The sequence below is a fragment of the Xanthomonas sp. D-99 genome (assembly GCF_017746145.1).
GTDB classification, from domain to species: Bacteria; Pseudomonadota; Gammaproteobacteria; order Xanthomonadales; family Xanthomonadaceae; genus Xanthomonas; species Xanthomonas cissicola.
The window spans coordinates 69,180-91,884 of the sequence record NZ_JAGHWU010000020.1; the positions used below are offsets into that span (position 1 = coordinate 69,180).

At 65.9% G+C, this 22,705-nt stretch carries 17 protein-coding genes and 2 pseudogenes; 6 read left to right on the forward strand and 13 right to left on the reverse strand.

Translation table 11 applies throughout. The features are described from left to right. Positions 1 to 294 precede the first annotated feature (294 nt). Positions 295 to 1,794, forward strand: a pseudogene (locus J7360_RS09595) (S10 family peptidase). A gap of 193 nt (positions 1,795 to 1,987) precedes the next feature. Here J7360_RS09595 and J7360_RS09600 read toward each other — a convergent pair. The 3 genes from J7360_RS09600 to J7360_RS09610 all read right to left on the reverse strand — a co-directional run bounded on the left by J7360_RS09600 (position 1,988) and on the right by J7360_RS09610 (position 4,619). Beyond that, complete coding sequence (locus J7360_RS09600; RefSeq protein WP_042675941.1) at positions 1,988 to 2,749, reverse strand: YdcF family protein; 762 nt, start codon at positions 2,747 to 2,749, stop codon at positions 1,988 to 1,990. Between the two features lie 106 nt (positions 2,750 to 2,855). Next, on the reverse strand, positions 2,856 to 3,983 hold the full coding sequence (locus tag J7360_RS09605) for an inorganic phosphate transporter (protein ID WP_209033744.1): 1,128 nt from the start codon (positions 3,981 to 3,983) through the stop codon (positions 2,856 to 2,858). Between the two features lie 9 nt (positions 3,984 to 3,992). Further along, on the reverse strand, positions 3,993 to 4,619 hold the full coding sequence (locus tag J7360_RS09610) for a DUF47 family protein (RefSeq protein WP_008571222.1): 627 nt from the start codon (positions 4,617 to 4,619) through the stop codon (positions 3,993 to 3,995). A 272-nt stretch (positions 4,620 to 4,891) separates the two neighbouring features. Between J7360_RS09610 and J7360_RS09615 the strand changes: the two genes are divergently transcribed. Continuing rightward, entirely contained in the window at positions 4,892 to 6,232 is a 1,341-nt protein-coding gene (locus J7360_RS09615; protein ID WP_057659746.1) for a hemolysin family protein, read from the forward strand. Continuing rightward, positions 6,216 to 6,884 carry an exopolysaccharide biosynthesis protein gene (locus J7360_RS09620; protein ID WP_057659742.1) on the forward strand — a complete coding sequence of 223 codons (669 nt, stop codon included), beginning with the start codon at positions 6,216 to 6,218 and terminating at the stop codon, positions 6,882 to 6,884. Before J7360_RS09615 ends, J7360_RS09620 begins: the two co-directional genes overlap by 17 nt. 34 nt (positions 6,885 to 6,918) lie before the next feature. On the opposite strand, the pseudogene J7360_RS09625 reads toward J7360_RS09620, so the two are convergent. Together J7360_RS09625 and J7360_RS09630 are read right to left on the reverse strand one after the other, a co-directional pair. After that, a pseudogene (locus tag J7360_RS09625) lies at positions 6,919 to 7,418 on the reverse strand (pyridoxamine 5'-phosphate oxidase family protein). Between the two features lie 60 nt (positions 7,419 to 7,478). Next, positions 7,479 to 8,480, reverse strand: a complete 1,002-nt coding sequence (locus tag J7360_RS09630) for an LLM class flavin-dependent oxidoreductase (RefSeq protein WP_209033746.1) — start codon at positions 8,478 to 8,480, stop codon at positions 7,479 to 7,481. A gap of 348 nt (positions 8,481 to 8,828) precedes the next feature. On the opposite strand from J7360_RS09630, the gene J7360_RS09635 reads away from it, so the two are divergent. After that, on the forward strand, positions 8,829 to 10,253 hold the full coding sequence (locus J7360_RS09635) for an MFS transporter (protein WP_057659739.1): 1,425 nt from the start codon (positions 8,829 to 8,831) through the stop codon (positions 10,251 to 10,253). Between the two features lie 214 nt (positions 10,254 to 10,467). Here J7360_RS09635 and J7360_RS09640 read toward each other — a convergent pair whose 3' ends face one another. Next, positions 10,468 to 12,189 carry an ABC transporter ATP-binding protein gene (locus J7360_RS09640; RefSeq protein ID WP_057659736.1) on the reverse strand — a complete coding sequence of 574 codons (1,722 nt, stop codon included), beginning with the start codon at positions 12,187 to 12,189 and terminating at the stop codon, positions 10,468 to 10,470. A gap of 93 nt (positions 12,190 to 12,282) precedes the next feature. Then, entirely contained in the window at positions 12,283 to 13,341 is a 1,059-nt protein-coding gene (locus J7360_RS09645; RefSeq protein ID WP_057659734.1) for a hypothetical protein, read from the reverse strand. A 194-nt stretch (positions 13,342 to 13,535) separates the two neighbouring features. On the opposite strand from J7360_RS09645, the gene J7360_RS09650 reads away from it, so the two are divergent. Together J7360_RS09650 and J7360_RS09655 are read left to right on the forward strand one after the other, a co-directional pair. Next, entirely contained in the window at positions 13,536 to 15,026 is a 1,491-nt protein-coding gene (locus J7360_RS09650; protein WP_081027528.1) for a radical SAM protein, read from the forward strand. A gap of 56 nt (positions 15,027 to 15,082) precedes the next feature. Beyond that, positions 15,083 to 16,297: a nucleotidyltransferase family protein gene (locus J7360_RS09655; RefSeq protein ID WP_057659732.1), complete on the forward strand. Its 1,215-nt coding sequence runs from the start codon at positions 15,083 to 15,085 to the stop codon at positions 16,295 to 16,297. Positions 16,298 to 16,389: 92 nt separating this feature from the next. Here J7360_RS09655 and J7360_RS09660 read toward each other — a convergent pair whose 3' ends face one another. The 6 genes from J7360_RS09660 to J7360_RS09685 all read right to left on the reverse strand — a co-directional run bounded on the left by J7360_RS09660 (position 16,390) and on the right by J7360_RS09685 (position 22,683). After that, complete coding sequence (locus tag J7360_RS09660; protein WP_007966823.1) at positions 16,390 to 17,511, reverse strand: glycosyltransferase family 4 protein; 1,122 nt, start codon at positions 17,509 to 17,511, stop codon at positions 16,390 to 16,392. Beyond that, entirely contained in the window at positions 17,508 to 18,638 is a 1,131-nt protein-coding gene (locus J7360_RS09665) for a glycosyltransferase family 4 protein (protein WP_057659731.1), read from the reverse strand. Before J7360_RS09665 ends, J7360_RS09660 begins: the two co-directional genes overlap by 4 nt. A 124-nt stretch (positions 18,639 to 18,762) precedes the next feature. After that, positions 18,763 to 19,461: a class I SAM-dependent methyltransferase gene (locus J7360_RS09670; RefSeq protein ID WP_007966825.1), complete on the reverse strand. Its 699-nt coding sequence runs from the start codon at positions 19,459 to 19,461 to the stop codon at positions 18,763 to 18,765. Then, the gene (locus J7360_RS09675) at positions 19,458 to 20,693 is read right to left on the reverse strand and encodes an amidohydrolase family protein (protein WP_057659730.1); all 1,236 of its coding nucleotides are present in this window, start codon (positions 20,691 to 20,693) and stop codon (positions 19,458 to 19,460) included. The genes J7360_RS09670 and J7360_RS09675 overlap by 4 nt, the downstream gene beginning before the upstream one ends. Before the next feature lie 12 nt (positions 20,694 to 20,705). Continuing rightward, positions 20,706 to 21,548, reverse strand: coding sequence for a class I SAM-dependent methyltransferase (locus J7360_RS09680; RefSeq protein WP_022559558.1), 843 nt, complete (start codon positions 21,546 to 21,548; stop codon positions 20,706 to 20,708). A 283-nt stretch (positions 21,549 to 21,831) separates the two neighbouring features. Next, positions 21,832 to 22,683, reverse strand: coding sequence for a Wzz/FepE/Etk N-terminal domain-containing protein (locus J7360_RS09685; protein ID WP_209033748.1), 852 nt, complete (start codon positions 22,681 to 22,683; stop codon positions 21,832 to 21,834). Positions 22,684 to 22,705 lie beyond the last annotated feature (22 nt).

Sequence of the window (22,705 nt, forward strand, 5' to 3'; positions counted from 1 at the left end):
GCAAGCGCGGGCGGGGCGCAGAGCGGCGTTTGGGTACGGGCGTATGCACTTGCGAAGTGAGTAGCACGAGGCTTCGCCCGCACCCTCATTCCCCTTCGGAGCACCGTCCGCATCAGGCGGGACAATGTCTCGACGGGAGAAGGAAGCGCCTTGCATGGGCGCTCATTTCGGCGGACCGCACACATCTGCCTTTGCGTACCACCTCGGTCCGCGCGACATCCATGCCTTCCTGCACATCCACCGGGCTCTGCAGCAGCCTAGCATCGGCGCTTCCCTGCAATCACGTCGATGCCCATGCCCTTCTTTCTCCGTGCCGGCCTGCTGGCCTGCGTGCTGTTCAGCGGGACAGCGCTGGCCGAAGCGCCAGACAAAACCGATAAAAGCGATGCCAAACCCGATTCCGCTGCCGCCAAACAGGCGCCATTGCCGGCCGACGCCAGCGTGCGCCAGAGCACACGCGTGGCCGGCCGCAACCTGAGCTATACCGCCACGGTCGGCACGTTGCCGGTGCGCGATGCGCAGGGCAAGACCACGGGCGAAGTGGTATTCACCGCCTATACCGTCGATGGCAAGGACCGCCCGGTGACCTTCGCCTTGAACGGTGGGCCGGGCGCCGCATCGGTGTATCTCAACATGGGCGCAATCGGCCCGAAGATCGTGGGTTTCGGCGCCGAAGGCGACAGCGCGTCGGCACCGGCAACGCTGCGCGACAACCCGGGCACCTGGCTGGACTTCACCGACCTGGTCTTCATCGACCCGGTGGGCACCGGCTTCAGCCGCGCGCTGATCGGCGACGACGATGCCAAGAAGCAGTTCTACAACCCGCAGGCGGATGTGGAATATCTCTCGCGGGTGATCTACGACTGGCTGCTCAAGAACCGCCGCCTGCAGGCGCGCAAGTATCTGGTCGGCGAAAGCTATGGCGGCTTCCGCGGCCCGCGCATTACCCATTATCTGCAGACGCAGCTGGGCGTGGCGATGAACGGCGTGGTGCTGGTGTCGCCGTATCTCAACCCGACCCTGGACGACAACGGCGATGTGTCGCCCCTGGCATGGATGCTGACGCTTCCCTCGATCACTGCTGCGCACCTGGAGCGCCAGGGCCAGCTCAGCGACAGCGCGATGCGCCAGGTGATCGACTACACCCGCGGCGATTACGCGGTGGCGCTGATGAAAGGACGCACCGACCCGCAGGCCACCGAAGCGATGCTGCAGCAGGTCACCCGCATGACCGGGCTGGACCCGGCATATGTGCGGCGCTCCGGCGGACGCCTGGAAACCCAGGCCTATCTGCGCGAAGTGTTTCGTGACAAGGGCGAATTGGGCAGCCGTTACGATTCCAACGTGACCGCCTTCGACCCGTTTCCCAACGATGCCGAACAACGCGCCAACGACCCGCTGCTGGACAGCATCATTGCGCCCACCACCACCGCAATGGTGGACTTTGTCACCCGCGTGGTCGGCTGGAAGATCGATGCGCAATATCGCGCGCTCAACTACGACGTGAACAAGCTCTGGGACTGGAACGACGAGCTTCGCAAGGGCGCAGTGACCCAGCTGCGTCAGTCGGTGGCGATCGATCCGAAGCTGCGCGTGTTGATCGCGCACGGCTGGAACGACCTCTCCTGCCCGTTCATGGGTTAGGTCCTGACGGTGGACCAGATGCCGGCCATGGGCAGCGACAGCAAACGCGTGCAGGTACGCGAATATCCCGGCGGCCACATGTTCTACAACCGCGCCGACAGCCAGGCCGCGTTCCGTAGCGACGTCAAGGCGATGTACGAAACGCGCTGAGCGCAGCCAGCGCCGGCCGCACACGCGGCCGGCGACCAAGCCGTCGGGCAGCACCATCATTTCCGAGTGCCGCGCATCTGCGTTGCCATCGTCAATCTGGAACTGGCAAGCACCGTCGCAAGTACATCAGCCAAGCAGATCTAGCAGCGCACCAGCTGTTACGAATCCCCAATCCCAAATCCCGGCTCCCCAATCACAACGCACCAGGCTCGCTAGCCTTCACGTTCCACCCCAACCACTGGTAGACCTGATAGCGGGCAATGCCCAGGTATTCGTGCAGGGCCACATCGGCCAGGGTGAAGTTGTAGCTCTGCGGCAGGATCGACCACGTGGCAGTCAGCCAGTCGGCGCGCACCGGTGTGGCATCGATGCCGAAATGGCGGAAATACAATTCGGCGCGACGCAGATGCGTGGCCGAGGACACCAACGCAATGCGATCGGGCCGGTAGTCGCGCAGCAAGGGCTGGCTGAACTGCGCGTTCTGCCAGGTGTTCATGCTCGACGGCTCCATGATCAGATCTGCCCGCGGAATGCCCAGGCCGAGCAGGACACGCTGATAGACCACCGCTTCGGACAGGCCCAGGCCGCGTGCATCGCCGCCGCTGATCTCGATCTTGCAATCGCCACCGCTGTGCCGGCATTGCCAGTACAGCCGCGCCGATTCGACGATGCGGCCATAGGCGAACAGGTTGGCCTCGGCCACCGCGTCGCGGCCTTCCGGGCGCACGGTGCCGGCACCCAGCAGCACGATGACGTTGCGCGCGCCCCACGCGTTGAAATCGTTGACCCCGGTGCGTTGCAGGTGTTGCAGCATCCAGGAGGGCAGCGGACCGCACCCAACCGCGAACACCAGCAGCAAGCTGGCCAGGCCCAACACGCGGGAAAACCGCCGCAATCCGCGTCGGTCGATCAACCAGGCAAACCCGAACAACACGCACACCAGGGCAAGCATCATCGAGAAAGGGTCTCACTCATGGCATGCGGGCAGCCTGCCGGAAACAGGCCCATACGGCAAGGGCATCGCAGTGTGCCGACGGTGCGTGACCGCACCGCGGCATCGCTCAGGTCCAGCCCAACAGCTCGAACAGCGTCAGGATCAGGTACGCCACGCCGCCAGCAGCCGGGATGGTCAGAATCCAGGCCCAGACGATGCGCTCGATCACGCCCAGCCGCAGCGAACGCGGGTTCTTGGCGAACCCCACCCCCATGATGGCGGTGGAAATGCTGTGCGTGGTGGACACCGGCATGCCGAAATGCGCCGCCACGGTGAGCACCGTCGCCGAGCTGGTTTCTGCAGCGAAGCCGTGGATGGGATGCAGCTTGACCATCTTGTGGCCGAGCGTCTTGATGATCTTCCAGCCGCCCGACGCGGTACCTGCAGCCATCACCACCGCGCAGGTCAGCACGATCCACATCGGGATACCGGCGCCGGCGGCCAGGCCGGTGCCCGGATGCAGGAACGACAACCAGCCCGGGAGGTCGTCCAGCGCGCCGGCCGACTGCGCGCCGATCAGGGTCATGGCGATGATGCCCATGGTCTTCTGCGCGTCGTTGTGGCCGTGCGCGTAGCCCATGTACGCGGCCGAGGCGATCTGCGCCTTGCCGAAGAACGCATTGACCCAGCGCGGCCGCGCCAGCCGCCCGATCGGGCCGCCGAGCTTGGACATGCCGGCGATGATCGCCCACAGCAACACCATCACCACGATACCGAGCACGAAACCGGCGATCGGCGAGGTGATCATCGGCACGAACACCTTCCACAACAGGCCCTTGTTCTTGGCCCAGTTGCCGATGTTTTCCGACCAGATCAGCGCGTCCCAGTCGTTGTGCGCCGCGGCCAGGCCGGCGCCGCACAGCCCACCGATCAAGGCATGCGAGGACGAAGACGGCAGGCCCTTCCACCAGGTGATCAGGTTCCAGATGATGCCGCCCAGCAGCGCGCACAGGATCACCTGCGGGGTGACCTCGACCACGTTGGTATTGAGCAGGCCCGAGGCGATCGTCAGCGCCACGGCGGTGCCGGTCAGCGCGCCGATCAGGTTCATGCCGGCGGCCAGCATCACCGCCCAACCCGGCGAGAGCACCTTGGTGGCAACCACGGTGGCGATGGAGTTGGCGGTGTCGTGGAAGCCGTTGATGAACTCGAACACCAACGCGGCCAGGATCACCACCAGAACTAAGGTAAGCACGCGGCGACCTCAGCTGTTCTTCAGCACGATCTGGTAGACCACCACACCGGCCTCGCGGCAGCGGTCGATGGCCTTTTCCAGAATCTCGAAGAACTCCTTGAGCAGGAACATCTGCAACGTGTCCAGGCGGCCGGAATAGATGTCGCGATACAGCTCCAGCATCAGCCGGTCGGCTTCGTTTTCGAGCATGCGCAGCTTGTCGTTGAGCGCGGTCATGCGGTCGATGTTCATGTGCGGCAGGTCGGCCACCATCTCCACGACCACCGCGGCGGCCTGCTCCAGCATCGCCGCGCGCGGGGCGAAGTCGATGTGTTCCAGGTGCTTGGTCGCCAGCGAGTAGCGGTCGGCGAATTTCTCCACCTGCTTGGGAATCTTGTACAGCGCCGAGCCCAGTGCTTCGATGTCTTCGCGTTCGATCGGGGTCATGAAGCTGTCCACCAGCGCCTGGCCGATCTTGTCGGAGGCGGCGCGTTCGCGCAGGCGGGCCAGCTTGAAGGCGTCCAGCGCGGGCTGGCGGTCGGACTCGCGCATCATGGCGTGCAACGCCCTGGTGCTGTCGTAGGCGGCCTGCGCCGCTTCGTTGAGAAGCGCATAGAACTGCTTGCCGGAACCGAAGATGGTCTGCAACGAGAACATGGGTGGACAACTTCCTGCCGTCGAGGGAGAGACGGCGCCAGACGCGAATTATGACCGTTCCATGACCTCTCTGGGTATCTCGCGCCGGGAGCGGCCTTCACATCGACATTTCCCGGCTCGAACCACCCTGTGGTTTGCTACCATGCCACCGCGCCTTCGGGCGCACCCTATGGAAGACGACCCTATCCCCCCGTGTTGCCGCCCGGCCCGTGCGCCCGCCGGTAGCCCCAGCACTCCCCCGCCCTCCCCTTCACTGACCGGGGAAGACGCCCGTGGTTGAGTTTTTGATCGTCATCGCCCTGATCGTGCTGAACGGCTTCTTCGCCATGTCGGAGATGTCGTTGATGACCTCGCGCAAGAGCCGCCTGAAGCAGATGGCCGGTTCCAGCAAGCGCGCCGCACGGGCCCTGGCCTTGGCCGAAAGCCCGGAAAACTTCCTGTCCACGGTCCAGATCGGCATCACCCTGATCGGCATCCTGACCGGCGTGTTCGGCGGCGAGGCGATCGGCGAAGCCATTGCCAGCTGGCTGCAGGGCGTGTTCCCGGCCCTGGCGGGCACGTTCGAACTGGTCGGCAAGCCGCGCCCGTATTCGGTGGTCATCGGCAGCACCCTGGCGGTGGCGCTGATCACGTTCCTGACGCTGATCTTCGGCGAGCTGGTGCCCAAGCGGCTGGCGCTGCGCAATTCCGAAGACATCGCAGGCGTTGTCGCGGTGCCGATGGCCTGGCTGGCCAGGATCGCCGCGCCCGGGGTGTGGGTGCTGGCGCGTTCCACCCGCTTGGTCCTGCGCATGTTGGGCATGGGCAAGGACGAGTCGGCCTCGGTCACCGAAGAAGAGATCCGCATGCTGGTGGCCGAAAGCCACGAGGCCGGCGTGATCGACGCGCACGAGCGCGACATGATGAATCGGGTGATGCGGCTGGGCGATCGCACCGCCGACAGCCTGATGACCCCGCGCAACCGCATCGCCTGGCTGGACGCCAACACCGAGCCGGAACGCAATCTGCAGATCATGCGCGAGCACGAATTTTCGCGCTACCCGGTATACCGCGGCAGCGACCAGGACATTGCCGGTGTGCTGGAGGTCAAATCGCTGGTCACGCGCATGGACGACCACGGCGCGCACCTGTTCCAGGCGCTGCGCGACACCTTGTTCGTGTCCGAGTCCACGCACGCGATGAAGCTGCTGGAAATCTTTCGCGAAGAACAGCAGTCGATGGCGCTGGTGGTGGACGAATACGGCGAAATCCGTGGCTTGGTGACCATCAGCGACCTGATGGGCGCAGTGGTCGGCCGTCTGCAGGCGGTGGAAAATACCGACGAAGACGCACTGGTGGTCACGCGCGCAGACGGCTCGCTGTTGATCGACGGCTCGCTGCCGGTGGAAGAATTGCGCGAAGTGCTCGGTGCCGAACTGCCCGACGCCGACGAAGGCGATTACCACACGCTTGCGGGCCTGTGCATTTACTATTTCGGGCGCATTCCGCAGGCCGGCGAATTCTTCGATTGGGCCGGCTGGCGCATCGAGATCGTCGACCTGGACGGTGCGCGCGTGGACAAGTTGCTGCTGCGCCGGGTGGGCGACGAGGACAGCGATGACATCGTCGGGTGATGGCAGTGCGCCGCGCGATGATGCCAGCGAGCAGATGCGCTACCGCAACGAAGGCATCCGCAGCTTGCTGGCAGCCTTCAGCGAAGGTGATCCGGACCAGGTGTTGCGCGTTCGCGAAATCTTGGCCGACCTGCAGCAAAGCGCCTTCGGCGTGTTCCTGTTTCTTGCGATCCTGCCCTCGTTCATTCCGATTCCCGGCGTTGCCGGTGGCATCAGCGGACCGCTGACGATACTGATCGGGCTGCAGATGATGTGCTGCCTGCGCAAGCCGTGGGTACCGCGCTTTATCGGCGAACGTGGGCCGCGCCGACGGACCAGTCAGCGCTTCGTGGCCAAACTGGGACCGACGCTGCAACGCCTGGATCGTCTGCTCAAACCGCGGCTACATGGCATGCTGGACCGCATGCCGGCACAGTTACTCACTGGCGTGCTGTTGGTGTTGGTCGGCATCTTGCTGACGCTGCCGATCCCTTTCACCAACTATATTTTCGGCTTGATCCTGCTGCTGTTCGCGCTGGCCCTGCTCGAGCGCGACGGCGCGCTGATGCTGGCGGGCTGGGCAGCTGCGCTGATCTCGGTGGCCGCGTTCGGCGTCACCTCCGACCAGCTGGTGGATCTGATTCGCGATTGGTGGCCGGACGCCTGGCGCTGAGCGCAGCGCGTCCGGCACGTCGCCTGCGACGCAGTCACTTCAGATCGACCACGCGGTTGTCCGACAGGCTGCCGGTATCGTCGGTTACCGCCGTCATCACGAAATACAGCGCCTTGCCGAGCAACCCGCTGGGGCCGTCCCAGTACTCGGCCGATTCGGCACGCACGTGGATCAAACGCAGGTTCGGGTCGTCCTTGCCGCCCGGGAAAACACCTTCATGGCCGGCGACCAGAGTTCGTCGATCTTGGCGCGGTCGTGGATCACGCGTGCAGTGCCGGCCACCGAGACATAGGTGTTCTTCGACGCCGACGCATAGGCCACGTTGACACGCGGATCGGCGGCGATTTCGGCTACTTTCGGGCTGTCGGCGGCGGTAGCGAACCACAGGTCGCCATCGAACTCGACTTCCTGCGTGCCCAGCGGGCGGCTCACCAGCCTGCCGTCGGCCGAGACGGTGGTGAACATCGCGATGTCCACGCCGCGAATCAATTCGGCCAACTGCCTGATGCTCTCGCTGCGTTCTTGAAATTGCATGCTGGTTTTCCCGATGGATGTGCACGCATCACAGCCGATCGCTGCGCAAAGCGACGTGAATCACACCAAGGTCACGTCCAGCTCGCGGCACGCGGCAGCGGCGATTTCGAAGGAGCGCAGACGCGCGGCGTGGTCGTAGATGTTGGCGGTGAACAACAGCTCGTCGGGCGTGTGGCGCTCGATGAACTCGGCCACGCCGCGCGCAATCTGCTCGGCATCGCCAAGCACCGTGCAGGCCAGTGCACGCTCCACGCCGGCACGCTCATGCGGCTGCCAGAAGCTGCCGATATCGTCGATGGGCGGCGGTATCTTGCCCGGCTTGCCGCGCCGCAGATTGACGAAGCTTTGCTGCTGGGTGGTGAACAGACGCTGCGCCTGCGCATGCGTCTCGGCCGCCACCACATTCAGGGCCAGCATCACGTGCGGCTTGGCGAGCTGTGCGGACGGGCGGAATTCGCGTCGATAGATCGCCACCGCTTCGTCCATCGCGTCGGGCGCGAAATGCGAGGCGAACGCGAACGACAAGCCCATCGCGGCGGCCAGGCGTGCGCTGAACAGGCTCGATCCCAATAGCCACACCGGCACCTCCAGCCCGGCGCCGGGCACGGCCTGTACCAGCTGCCCCGGCACCGCCGGCGCGAAATAGCGCATCAATTCGGCCACGTCCTGCGGAAAGTGATCGGCGCTGTCAAAATAGCAACGCAATGCGCGGGCGGTGGGCTGATCGGTGCCCGGCGCGCGGCCCAGGCCCAGGTCGATACGCTGCGGATAGAGCGATGCCAGCGTGCCGAATTGTTCGGCCACCTGCAGCGGCGCGTGGTTGGGCAACATGATGCCGCCGGCACCCACGCGAATGGTCTTGGTGCCGCCGGCGACGTGACCGATCAGCACTGCGGTGGCGGCGCTGGCGATGCCCGGCATGTTGTGGTGTTCGGCCAGCCAGTAGCGCTGATAGCCCCAACGCTCGGCGTGCTTAGCCAGATCGAGCATGTTGGCGAAGGCGTGGGTGGTGTCGCTGCCTTCGCAGACCGGCGCCAGGTCGAGCACGGAAATGGGGGTCATCGAATGACTCCGGGAAGAGTGATGTGCCAGAGATGGGGCTGGCCCGGCGGCATTGCCAGCGGCGTGTTGGGTGCGGTGAGGGATTACAGCATTCCAGCAGTCGGACAACGCATTGGGCGTACGGGCCCAGTCTGACTCGCAATATCCGTGTTGTTGCGCTTGCTGTTGGCGAAGGAGGTGCGGTTGCGGCTGCGGTGAAGAGCGCTGGTCCTTGCTCAGTTGGGCGCACCTTGAATGCCCAGTGTCCGCTGACCACAGACGAACGCATCGACCGCGCGACGAAGCGTGCCCGCTATGGCATCTGGACGCTGGCTATGATGACGCGGTCCCGTCTGCCCCTGTCTATCCATGTCTCCGAGTGCTTCAGCGCGCCCCGAACAGCCCTCGTCTTCTGCGCAGATCGCCGCCCGGATCGATCGGTTGCCGGCCAGCGCCACACTGTGGCGGTTGGTGGGGTTGCTGGCGCTGGGCGGGTTCTTCGAGTTGTACGACCTGTTCCAGACCGCGTACATCAGCCCCGGGCTGATTGGCGACGGCATTTTTGCCAGCGGCGCCGACGGCGCGTTCGGCATGTCCGATCAAGCCGCATTTGCGGCGGCCACCTTCCTTGGGTTGTTTGTTGGCGCCGCGCTATTGAGCCCGTTTGCCGACCGGTTCGGGCGGCGCCCGGTGTTTACCTTCGCCTTGATCTGGTACACCGCTGCGACCGTGGCGATGGGCCTGCAGAGCACTGCCAGCGGCGTGATCGTGCTGCGCTTTGTGGTCGGCATCGGGCTGGGAATCGAACTGGTCACCATCGATACATATCTGTCCGAACTGGTGCCGCGGCACATGCGCAGTGCGGCGTTTGCATTTGCATTTTTCGTGCAATTTCTGGCGGTACCGACGGTCGCGCTGACCGCATGGATGTTGGTGCCGTCTGCGCCGCTGGGGGTGAGCGGCTGGCGCTGGGTGGTGTTGCTCAGCGGCGCGTTTGCGCTGGCGATCTGGTGGCTGCGCAGCCGCTTGCCGGAATCGGCGCGCTGGCTGGCCGCGCACGGCCGGCACGCAGAAGCCGATGCCGTGCTGACCGAACTGGAGGCGCGCTGCACGCGCGATGTGGGTGCGCCATTGCCTGCGCCGCAGGCGGCTACAGCCACGCAGGCCAGCGTGATGCAGAGCGCGCCGCTATGGCGTGCGCCGTATCGCGGGCGCATCGGCATGTTGGTGGTCTTCCATGTGTTTCAGGCGATCGGCTTCTTCGGCTTCGGTAACTGGTTGCCTGCGCTGATCTCGGCGCAGGGCACCGGAGCCGGGGTGACCAAGAGCCTGGCGTATTCGTTTGCGATCTCGTTGGCCTACCCGCTGGCGCCATTGCTGTTGCTGCGTTCTGCGCAGCGCTGGGAAAACAAATGGCAGATCACCGCATCGGCGCTGGGCGCTGTTCTGTTCGGTGGGTTGTTCGCGTTGCAGCATCACGCCGTCGGCATGGTGCTGTGCGGGGCGATGGTCGCGTTCTGCAACGCGTGGATGAGCTTCGCCTATCACGGCTATCAGGCGGAGCTGTTCCCGACCGGCTTGCGTGCACGTGCAGTGGGCTTGTGCTATTCCTTCAGTCGCCTCTCCACGGCAGTGAGCAGCGTGCTGATCGGCTGGTTGCTGACGCAGGTTGGCAGCCATGGCGTGCTGGCCTTCATCGCGCTCAGCATGTCGATCGTGGCGAGCGTGATTGCGGTGTTCGGCCCACGCACGCGCAATCGTGCACTGGAAGACATTGCAGGTGAGTACGGATGAGGAAACGCCTGCGGAACGCCAGGCGTGTAAGCCATCCCGCTGCGTGGGGTTTAGCGCACGTCGGTGCGTGCATGACAACGGTCTCGATTCTGTCAGCAATAGCGGATCAGTGAGCAGCCGGCGGATCTGATCCGCCACCTCTCTGTCCCCACAGGCCGGTGCACCGCCCCCGCCCCCTGGTCGAACCCCCGACCGGTTGCCAGCCGATGATGCGTCATCGCGCGCCGAGCATCGCCGCCAGTTCCGCTGTGCCGGCATGCCCCCGTTCAAGAGGTGCGCTGCCCAGTGTTACCGTGCGGTCTGCCACCGCGGCCAGGCTAGTGCGATGCGACACCACCACCAGCACGCTCTGCGGTAGGCGTGCGCGCAGGGTGCTCAGCACCCGATGTTCGGCATCGGCATCCAGGGCGCTGGTCGCTTCATCCAGGACGGCCAGCGTCGGCCGACGCAGCAATACCTGCGCCAGCAGCAAACGTTGCAACTCGCCGCCGGACAGGCGCCCGCCCTGCGCATGAATCGGCGTGTCCAGACCTCGCGCATCGCGCTGCAGCCGTGCACACATGCCGACATCTGCAAGCACCTCCCACATGCGTGCGTCAGAGGCACCGGGCAACGCCCACTGCAGGCATTCGCGCACTGTGTGCTGCCACGGGCGCACGCCCTGGCCGATGTAGGCGCTGTGTCGCACCAGATGTCGATATGCGGAGAATGTCAGCCAACGTCCGCCCATGTGCGCCCCGAACTGCGCCGGCGGCGTCTGGCCGGAGAGCACATCCATCAGACTGCTCTTGCCCACGCCGGAGGCACCGACCACCAGGGTCATCTGACCTGGCACCAGCAATATCGATTCGATCGCGAGTTGGGGCAGCGGCAGCGCCAGCCCGATGTGTTCGATATGCAGCGCGGCCGGCAATGGTTCGGCCATTTCTTCCGGAACGTGCACGCGCGCAGCGCCCAGGTCGACATAGCGGCGCCACAGCTGCAGCGCCGGCCACGCCGAACGCAATTGCTGAACGCTCTGCCGCGTGGTGACCAGGTACGGCAACAGACGGCCGAGCAACAGACTGACGGCGATCAGCGCAGCACGATCGCCGCCCTGCCATCGATTGGCCAGCACCAGGATGCCGGCGATGGCGACCACCGCGGTGATTTCCAGCAGCAGGCGGCTGCCGGCAACCAATGCTTGCTGCTGCGCATACCCGTGCCCCAGTCGCGCCGAAATGCACTCGTAATGGCGGGTTTCGAGATCTTCGCGCTGAAACGAGCGTACGTGGCGCAAACGACGCGGGAAATCTTCGCTCAGCCAGAACAGCTGCGTCATGTCCGCCACATACGCGCGGCTGATGCGTGCCTGTGCGTGACTGCTGGAGAAGCGCAGACCCCACCATGCCAGCACCGCCAGCAATGGGGTGGTGATCAACAGCCCAGGTGCGATCAGCACCGCGATGCACACGCTCACCAGCGCAGTGATGGCCGCCACCAGCAGCTGCAGAACGGCGCTGAAGCCTTGCGTGGCGATCTCGATGTTGTACGTGAGCACGTTGGCGATTTCTGCCGAGCTGGCCCCGGACAAGGCCGGCAATGGCGCATCGATCAACGCCGCATGCACGCGTCCGCGCAGACCGATGGCATAGCGGCTGGTCAGCTGCGCGGCCAGCCGTGCGCTCTGCCAGCGCAGCGCGGCAAACAACAGGCTCACTGCAATGAACACGCCCGCCTGCATCGCCAGCCCGCCCGGCAAGGCCAGGCGATAGCCTGCCAGCTGCACGCTGTGGCCTGGTTGCACCAGCGGCAGCAGGCACACCGCCACCACGCTGCCGGCCAACGCGGCAGCCAGCGATAACGCGACGTAAAGTGCAATCGTCGGCATGTCTGTCGGCACCAGAGTGCTCGCGAACCGGAGCAATGCAGCGCGCATGCGCTGGCCGGCTGTCATCGCCGGCCGCTCATCCGTGCGCAACATGCAGGCGCCAGTGCGCAAGGAGGGTCTGCGGGCCGGTGGCGTTCCAGGACGCTTGCATGCAGCCACTCATTGCAACAGCTGCAGCAGCGCCTCCACCGAGGCCTGCGGATGCGTGCCACGGTGCAAGGTGAACATGCCGATGCGCTGCACCTGTTCGACAAAGCGCTGCCAGCCGGGCTGACCGGCGGCGTACGGTTGATCGTGGGCCAGGCAGGCGGCGATTTGCTCGCCAGGCACCGCGACCAGGCGCGGTGCAGATGCGATGGCAGGCGACCTGGACACCATCACGACCGCACGCAACTGCATGGGCTTGGACGCGAGATGCGCGTGGCGATGGCGGAGATCGACCTCGAATTTTTCGACGCCGCTGCGGCGCCGGATCACCGGCGATGCGCTGATCCACGCGCGCGTGGGCGGGTCGACCAGTCCCAGCGCTTCGGCACGCAGGTGCAGGAAATTGGCCACGCCGGTGGTGAGCAGGCTATCGGGCGCCACAAAGACACCGTCTTCGGCGACAAAGTCCAGGCCATGCAACAGGCTGTGCAAGGCCAAGGTCGATTTGCCCGCACCGCTAGCGCCAAGCAGCAACACGCTGCGTCCGCATCGACCCACGCACGCGCCATGCAACGGCACCAGCCCAAGGCCACGCGCAGCCAGCAGGAATACTGCGAATTCGATCAGTTCATACCGCACGTGATACGCGTGGGTAAGCATGTCCTCGGACACCACCACCATCGCGCGGCGCTGCGGCACCGACGCCATCAGGTAATTGCAGGCATCCATGACGCCGCACAGCAGGCCGCCGCTGGCGTGCGTGCGCACAGGTGGCGGCTCGGCATCGGTGCGGCCCGGCGCACGCGGCAGCAGGTCCAGCGTGACATGAAATTCCGCAGCGCCCGGCAATCGATGCGCGGGCAACCCCGCGTAGGCGGCATCGACAAGCGCCAGCAGTGCCTCGCTATCGCTCTGGAAATGGAACAGCGCGCCGAGAATCTGCCGGCGCACGCCCAGGCGCCGCGGGCGGTGCTCGCCGAACGGATCTGCCGCCACTGCGGTCTCTGCTGCGATGGCGGCGAAGCCATCGCTCAGCGGCGTGTGTTTTGCCCATGCAGCCGACTGCGGCATGCCTTCATCCGATGCGCCGAATCCGCCGATGTGTGCTGCTTTTCTGCAGAAAGGTTGCATCGCCCAAGCCGTGCCCGCACGCAACGCGGCGCAACCAAAGCCGCCTGCATGCGCACCTACTGCCGAGCCGAACGCCGGCGTCTGCGCACGCCGTTGCTGCGCCCACCTGGCGAGAGAACGAGAGCCTTGTGCAGATGGTAAAGATCCAGGTCAGTCATGCGTATTTCCTGCGTTACGACCCCAAGCAATGGGAGCGCGGCAAGCCCTATCCACCGTTGGCGACGCTGCAGGTCGCAGCGCTGCTGCGCGAGCGTGGGCATGCAGTAAGCCTGTTCGATGCGATGCTGGCCAACGATGTGGAGGACTACACCGCTGCACTGTGCGCGGCGCAGCCGGATCTGGTGGTGTTCTACGAAGACAACTTCAACTTCCTCACCAAGATGTGCCTGAGCCGGATGCGCGAGGCCGCCTGCCGCATGATCGGGCAGGCCCGCGCCGCCGGCTGCCGCGTGATGGTGGCCGGCTCGGATGCGTCCGACAATCCGGATGCGTTCCTGGCCGCAGGCGCGCATGCGGTGTTGATCGGCGAAGGCATCGCCCCGTTGATCTCTTTGCTCGAGCGCATCGAAGCGAAGCCGGATGTCACCACCGAACACTGGCTGTCGGGGGTTGCGCAAATCGCCACCAGCCAGCCTGCGGCAATGCGCATACATCCCGGCGCGCAACCACCGGACGCACGCCTGAGCGGCCTGCCGGCATGGGACCTGGTCGACATGCCGCGCTACCGGCGCTTCTGGCAACAACGGCATGGCCATTTCAGCTTGAACATGGCCGCCTCGCGCGGTTGCCCGTTCCGTTGCAACTGGTGCGCCAAGCCGATCTGGGGCAATCACTACAAGCGCCGTGGCGCCGAAGAGGTGGCCGCAGAAATGATTCACCTCAAACGCAGTTATCGGCCCGACCATATCTGGATGGCCGACGACATCTTCGGCTTCCATATCGATTGGGTGGAGACCTTTGCGCAGCAACTGAGCGATGCCGATGGCGCGATTCCATTCACCATCCAGACCCGCGCCGACCTTGCCAGCGAACGCATGGCCGCAGCGCTGGCGCGCGCCGGTTGCGTGGAGGCCTGGATCGGTGCGGAAAGCGGCAGCCAGCGCATTCTGGACAAGATGACCAAGGGCACCCGGGTCGGCGAGGTCATCGCCGCGCGTGAGCGCCTGGGGACGCAGGGCATCCGCGTGGGCTTCTTCATCCAGCTGGGCTATCTGGGCGAGGAACTCGAGGACATCCTGGCCACGCGCGCACTGGTGACGCAGGCCAATCCGGACATCGTCGGCGTCAGTGTGTCGTATCCCCTGCCCGGCACCAAGTTCTACGAAGAAGTGAAGAATCAGCTGGGCAGCAAGACGCATTGGCAGGATAGCGACGACCTGGCGATGATGTTCCGTGGCGCGTACGACTCCGAGTTCTATCGCGCCGTCCGCGATCTGCTGCACACGCAGGTCGATCTGCAACAGGCGCGTGCTGCGATGACGGCCGATGCGTTCGCGCAGGCATCGGACCAACTGGAAGCACGCTGGTCTGCCTTGATCGCCAGTGAAACCCGGCACCGCAGCGAGCCGATGCCCCCCAGTGCTGCACGTCAGCCACGGCAACTGAGCACCGTCCTGGTGGGCTAGTGCTCGATCGTTCCCACACCGTCCCTTCGACACCTTGCCTGACCGGACCCACGCGCATGCAGCCTTCCCTTCGCACCATCAAGCACCGCCTGCAGACGGCGACCGAACGGCTGGCTCTGGAACTGGCCCAGCCGGGCGATGCATTGCCGCAGTGGGACCGGCTGCAGTGGCAGCTGGCGGCCGCGGCGGCGGCCGCGCACGGCGTTTCGCCATTGTTGCAGCGCCGCTCGTTGTGGAAGAACGCCGAATGGAATGCCTTCCTGGGCGAACAGCGCAACCATGTCGAAGACCGCCATCGGCGTATCGCGCTGCTGCTGACACATATCGATGCCGCTGCGCGCAGTGCCGGCGTCGCGCTGGTGGGATTGAAAGGGACCGCATTGCATCGGCTGGGTGTGTATCTGCCTGGCGATCGGCCAATGGCCGATATCGATCTGCTGGTGGAACCCGACGACGCGCCTGCAGCGGCGGCGCTGTTGTGCGCACTGGGCTATGTCGCCTCCTTCGAGCAGTGGAAGCACCAGGTATTCAAGCCGCAGCAGGGCAAGGCGGTGGCCGGGCTGGGCGAACACCGCGATGCGCCGATCAATATCGAGCTGCACACGCGCATCCAGGAACGTCTGCCGGTGAGCAGCGTGGAGATCACTGCACGCATCCGGCCGGAGCGCCCACAACCGGGCTTGAACCCTTACCCATCGATCGGCGCGTTGATGTGTCATTTGCTGCTGCATGCGGCCGGCGGCATCTGCCACCGCACCATTCGCCTGATGCATCTGCATGATCTTGCCTTGCTGGCAACGCGCATGGGCCCGCGCGATTGGGAGCAATTGTGGGAAGACAGCGCCATGCCGCCATGGTGGGCGTTGCCGCCACTGCTGTTGCTGCAGCGCTATTACCGCGCCGTGGTGCCGGCCGCCGTGATGGCGCGCCTGCAGGCTGATTGTCCTGCGCTGCTGCGCATGCGTGCAGCCAGGCAAACGCTCACCGCCGCATCGTGCTCGAACCTGTGGTTATCGGCGCTGCCTGGCATCGAATGGTCGCGCTCGTTAAACGAAGCGCGACAGTATCTGCACAGCCGTGTGGTGCCTTCGGCAGAAAGCCGCAAGGAGCGCGCGGACATGCTGCAGACCCAGTTATGGCTGCAGGATCAGCCGTGGGTGCGCCACACCCAGGCGCGCCGCCTGGTGACGCGCCTGACCAGGCCGGTGCCGCGCACGGACATGTTGTACGTGGTGCGTGCGGCACTGGATGGCTATCTGCAGCCGGCGTGAGCCAGCACGTGAGGGTTCCGCAGGCGCCATCCGCAGCCTTCAAACGGTGAGTGCAAGGGCGCTGCGAACAACTCGCTGCGTTGCCACGCGCGTCAGCGCACTCGGCGCATTGGTCGCTGATCGCACAACTGGCGATACGACTGCTCGAACAGGCGCGTGGTCAGTGCAGCATCTTCGCGGACGGCGCGGCACTGCGCCGCCCAGGCAAGACGCAAGCGCAGTTCGTCGTCGCCGAGGACCTGGCGGATGGCCTCTGCCATTCCGGCCCAGTCGCCCGGCGGCACCGCCAATGCGCAGACAGGGGCCCACTCGACCAGATGCCCGACCGCAGTTCCCACCGTAGGAACCCCTGCAACGGCAGCTTCCAGCAGCACGAGCGGCCCGGCTTCGTGCAGCGAGGACAGCACCAGCAGATCGGCCGACAGCATGATCGGACGCAATTCGCGCTGGGTCTTGAAACCGAGAAAACGCACCTGCTGCTGCAAGCCGAGCTGCTGCACCAGGCGCTGCATGGCACCGCCCAGCGTGTCGACGCCCACCATGTCCAGGGTGAAGGCAACGCCGGCGCGCTTGAGTGCGGCCATTGCCTGCAACAAGGTGGTCTGATCCTTGACCGGATTGAGGCTTGCCACATGCAGCAGGCGCGCGGTCGGCCCGGTGCGGGCGCGCGGCGCTGCAGGCGGCCAGGCGCGCAGATCCACGCCTAGCGGCACGCGTTGCGCAGCGATGCCCAGCGCCTGCAGCGAATCGATAATGGGCGCGCTGGCAGCCGTTACCTGATCGGCAAGCCGCAGGATCACCGCCTCGCGCAGACGCCCGCGCCATTTGCGGCGGCCGCCATAATCGATGCGATGCAAGGCGACCAGCTCGCCGCCGGCGATATGCACCATGCTGGGACGGCGCAACAGCGTGGCGGCGATCACCGCGATCAAACTGCAATAGCCGGAAAAAATCGCCTGAATCACAGCGAACGGTGCGCGCCTGTGCTCATCGCAGATGGCGGCGATGGCGCGCAGCCGCGTGCGACGCGCGCCGATGTTATGCACCGTGGCACCGCGCAGGCGCCAGATGCCTGGTTGCGGCTCTTGATGCAGCACGAACACGTGCACCTCATGGTTGCGTGCCAGCCACTCGATCAAGGTCAGGAATACCGGAATCACCCGGACTTCCCCGCTACGATCCACACCACCTGGCACCACCAATGCCAGCTTCATGCGGTGCGCTCCGGCGGGGTCGTGCGAAGTTGCGTATAAGCCTGCGCCCAGCGCCGGCCCACTGCGGCAAACGACAGGCGCGCCTCGAAATGGGCACGCACCTGTGCCCGCGAGGGACGTTGCCGGCTGACGCGCAACAACAGTTCCGACAATGCCGATGCATCGCCGACCGGCCACAACTGGCCCACTGCGCCGTCATCGCTGAGCGCACGAAACGACGGAATGGCCGTCAGCAGCGGCAGGCAGCCGCAGGCATAGGCTTCCAGTGCGGCATAACCGCAACTTTCTGCATGGCTGGCAGAAACGAAGACGTCCGCCGCACGCAGCAGCTCCTGCACGCGTGCGTGCCCGACCTTGCCGAGCAAGTGCACGCATCTGGCCAGCTGCGGGTCGGCGCGCAAGCGCTGCTGCACCTGCGCCATCAGTGGCGCCTGATCGAACACGCACCATAACCGCAGACCGGGCAACAGACGCGCAGCGGTGGCCACCGCATCGAGCACACAGAGCGGGTCCTTGGCTGGACTGAAATGGCCGATCCATACCACGCAGGGGTCGCCGTGCACGCGGGTCTGCTCGCGTGCCTGCAATCGGTCGCCAGGGGTGAAGCGGCTGCTGGATTCGGGGATGGCAAACAGCTGCGTGCTGCGGCCAAACAGGCGCGCGCGCACGAACGGCTGCGCCAGTTCCAACGAGGTGAAGGCGATGCCGGCTGCGGCGGCGTAGCGTGCGCGCCACAGGCTTCTGGCCCACCAGCGTGGCGGCCGGTTGGCATGATCCTGCAGCAGGATCGGCAGCTGCGGCAACAGGCGCGCCAGACGCCGCGCGTCGCCGGCGAATTCCAGACCATGCACATGCAGCACATCGACATCGATCTCGTGCAGCAATGCGGCAAGCGCACGGGCACGGACTGCGCTGCCACGCTGGTGCAGATCGGCGAAGCGATAGTCCACGCACTGGCGGCGTAGCCGGGTATTCAAGGCGGAGGCCTGGATCACCGACACCTGCACGCCAGCACTGGCGACAGCTTCGGCGATGTCTGCCAACGTTGGCCAATGCGCGAACACCTGCTCCACGCTCAGGCCATCGGGCGTGGGAACCAGATTCAGGTGTGCGACGTGCAGGCTCATAGGGCCGGCAGCGCGTGGATGGCGATCGACGCAACGTCGCTGCCGTGTGCCGCTGCGACCGCAGCGTGCCACTGACCGGCAGCGCCCAACGCACAGACAGCCGCTGCGGTGTGCAGGATCTTGCTCACGCGATCCGTCGCAGCCGTAGCACCAGCGCAACCGGCACCTGCAACGCCATCTGGTCGAAACGCGCGCCGGCCGGGATATCCGCAGGGTCCAGCATCGGCTCGGACACGGCTTGGATCGCGAACCCGAGTGCGGTGCATGCCGAATGCCAGTGGCTATAGAGATGCTGGGTGTGGCGGACCGCGTAGTGCTGCCCATCGGCCTTGAAGTCGCGCCGCCAGCCCAATGCGTGGCCGATCGGGTGGACGTCGCTGCACAGCACGATGCCGCCCACGCGGGTGACGCGATGCAGTTCTTCCAGCGCCGGCCACAGCTGTTGCAGGTGCCCCAGCACCAGACCGCACACGCTCAGGTCGGTCACCGTATCGGCCAACGGCAAATGATCCAGGCTGCCTTGTTGCAAAACGATGCGTGCGGCCGGCCAGTCCCGTGCGAGCTCGGCACCGGCACGGTGCAGCATCTGCGGCGACAGGTCGACACCGGTCACTTGCCGGGCGCCACGGCGCAGTGCGTGCAGCATGTAGCGGCCGCTGCCGCAGCCGGCGTCCAGCACGTGCTGGCCCTGCAGGCTGGACGGCATCAATGCGAGCATGGCGCGCTCTTCGGCCAGCATCACCGGGTTGTGCGCGTGCGGTGGATACGCCTGCGCCCACAGTGCGTACGCAGCAGCGGGCTCGAGCACCGGCACTGCGCTCATGAAAGCGCTCCGTTGGCAGCGAGCGCGTGGGTAACCTGCGCGGTGTCCTGCGCCGGCCGCTCCTGCGTTAAAAGCTCAAGACCGGGTTCGAGCGCCAGCACCGCCGGGTCGGCCAGCGTGGCATCGAGCAATTTGGGGCGTCCGTCCAGCAACACCGGCACGGTCCGGATGCCGGCCGCGTCGAACCACGGCGCAAAATCCGGATCGGCAACGCGCGGCTTGCCATCGCGAATCACCGCACGCAAGTCGCTGCGCGTGCAACCGATGATGCTGCTGGCAGGCTCGCCGCCGCGGTCGCGCACGATCAACACATCTGCATTGGCTCCAGGCGCGATACGCCCACGCGTTGCCATGCGCAGGATACGCGCGCAGTCACTGGTGACCATGCCAAGCAGTTGGTCCGGTGCCAGTCCGCTCTGGCTGGCGATCTGCAGTTCTTCCAACAGGTCGCGCGCGCCGCTGATGCGCGAATCGTTGCCCAGCGCCAGCCGGCCGGCCATGCACAAACGCCACGGATCGAGCGTGCGCCCGAGCAGCGCCTGATTGCTGGACGGACACCACACCACGGCTGCGCCACGCGCGATCACCCGCTCGACATCCTGCTCACCCATGCCTACGCCGTGGATCAACACCGTGTTGGCGGCCAGGCAGCCGAGCCGGTCGAGTTCATCGAGCTCGGCACGCGCCACCGCATCGGTGCCTTCGGCCAGATGGATCATCCAGGGATGCGCTGCCGGGGTTGCGGCAAAGCTGCCTTGTACGGGCGGGCCGTAGCCCGCCCACCCCAACGCGTAGCTCCAGCCGAAGTCGCGCAGCAGGCTCACCGGGAAATTCGCTTCGTCCAGCGCGGCGTGCCACGGGTCGTGCTGGGCCACGCAGGTGACGCCGGCCAACAGGTTCTTCAAACCGCCATGGCGCAGCCGTACCGCCTTGGGCACGCGTAGTGCGGCGGCGACGTCCGGGTGATGAAAATGCGCCTGAAATGCCTCGATCCATGCGTAGCTATTGCGAAACGGTGCGGCCTGCGGCAGCGGCGGCACGCAGTTGACCTGCAGGTGCTCGTGCGCATTGATCAGGCCCGGCGCCAGCACATGCCCTTGCAGATCCAGGCGCACGGTGCCGGTGCCGAGCGTGCCGCCGAAGCGCCCCGCGCGGATCGCTACCGCGGCACGCGACGGACCGGCCTGGGTGATCGCACGTGCGCCTTGCAGGCAGACATCGGCCATGGCCATCGACCGCTCCACTCAGCGCTTGCGCATTACGATCAGAAAGTGATCGCCCATGTCGCGCAGCAGCGGCAACCCGCCCCAGCGGTCGTCACAGCGGCCCAGGCGCTCGGACAGGCGTGGATTGCGTTCGCAAAACTCCACCAGATACGGCGGCGGCAGGAACAGGCTCAGGGCGCGGTAGCTGTCCAGCACGAAATGCGTCTGGAATGCGCGGTAGAACTCGCGCGGCAGGTGGTACCAGGTCCAGATGGTGTGGCCGTTCATGCCCACCGCGATCGCCCCTTTGGCGGCACGCACCGCCGCGCGTCTGAAGCGCCCGCGCAAGGCGTAATGACCGATTTCCCACGGACAGATCCGCCCGATTACCGAAAACACCAGGCAGCCGTCCGGGCGCAGCAGGCGCGCGCATTGCGCGGCGACGGCCGGCAGATCCGGCGCGCAATTGAGCGGGCCGAAGTTGGAGTACATGCCATCGAAGCTGCCTTCCAGCCGATCGAGTTGCTGGATGCCGACATGCGCGGTAGCGAGGCGTTCTTGCAGACCGTGCGTGGCAGCACGCTGGCGGGTGCGCTCGACCATTGCCGGCGACCAGTCGGTCGCCAGCACGGAATATCCGCGGCGCGCGAATTCGCCAGCATCCAGGCCGGTACCGCAGCCCAGATCGACCAGCCGCGACCCTACCGGCAACTCGCTCGCCACCGTGTCCCACAGCGTGGTGCGCATGCGCTGGATCAGCGCGTTGTTGCCGCGGGGACCATCGTAGTCGGGAGCAACGCTGTCGAACGCACGTTGCGTTTCCAGTAGCTGCTCCGGCGCGACCGTGCCGCCCCGGGCCGCATGCTCACTGATTGACGACATGCGCAGCCTCCCGGACCCGTCCTGTTGTTTTCACCACGCTCTCCGGTCGCAACGCCACCAGTGCGGCATCGCTTGATAGACCCGTGAGTGCGCGGTGTTGCCAGTTTGGTTGCAGCGTGGCGACCGCCGGTCGCGCTGGCTCAGGCGATCACACCCAACAGGCAGGCATTGGCTCAACGCGCCGCATGCGATGTGCGCCCCGACGTTCGCTCTCGTATCGCCTGGGGCCTGCTGCTTGCGCAAACTCAATCCCCCCTGCATGCGCCGCTACCCACTGCAGCCCTCATGCGCCAGCGTGTGCAGGAGCCCGCGCACGACGACGTATCGCATTGCGTAGCACCGCGACCAGCACGCCCAGTCCCGCCCCGGCCAGCAGGCCCCCCGCCCAGGCGGTGACCGCATTTGGAAAGGCCTGGCGGTCGGGCACATACAGCGGCCACGCCAGCGAGGTCTGGTAGGTGTAGCGCCTGGTGAGGCGGGCAACAAGATCGTCGCGCTCGCTCTTCAAGGCGCGAATCGTGGTGTTGCTGTCGGTGAGCAACACGCCCGCCAGTACCTGCGTTGGCGTGGCCGAAGACGCCCCCTGCCCGGCCTGCCACTGCCGCTGTAACTGCTCGCGGTTGGTGGTGGCCGCGCGCAGATCCTCGCTCAAGCCTTGCAGGCGGGCGCGCGCAAGATCGAGCGCAGCTGCGTGGGTGTCGCCGTGCAGCATCTGCAGTTGGCTCACGGTGGCCATGGCCAGCGTGCGCGCCTGCTGCGCCGATTCCGCGCGGATCGTCACACCGATCAGATTGGCGTACGGGTCGGGATCCGGCTTCAGGCTGCCGCGATACAGCTGCGCGGCGCGGCTATCGAGCGGCACCTGCGCCCGACGCAACACCGCATCCTGAAACAGCCGCGTTTTCATGCGATCGATCACCCGCTGGAACGGTTCGACCTTGGGGTCGCGGCCAGCAGGGGTCGGGCCGATTTCGCCAACCTGGATCCACGCGGTGGCCTCCCATTGCGGTCTGGCCAGGCGTGTAAAAGCGAAGGTCAGGCCCAGCACCACCACCAGCGCTGCCACTGCCCAGCGCCGTTCCCGGCGCAGGATACGCCACAGGTCGATCAGATAGATTTCGTCGTGTTGATGCATGGGCGCGGCTCTGCAACGGGGG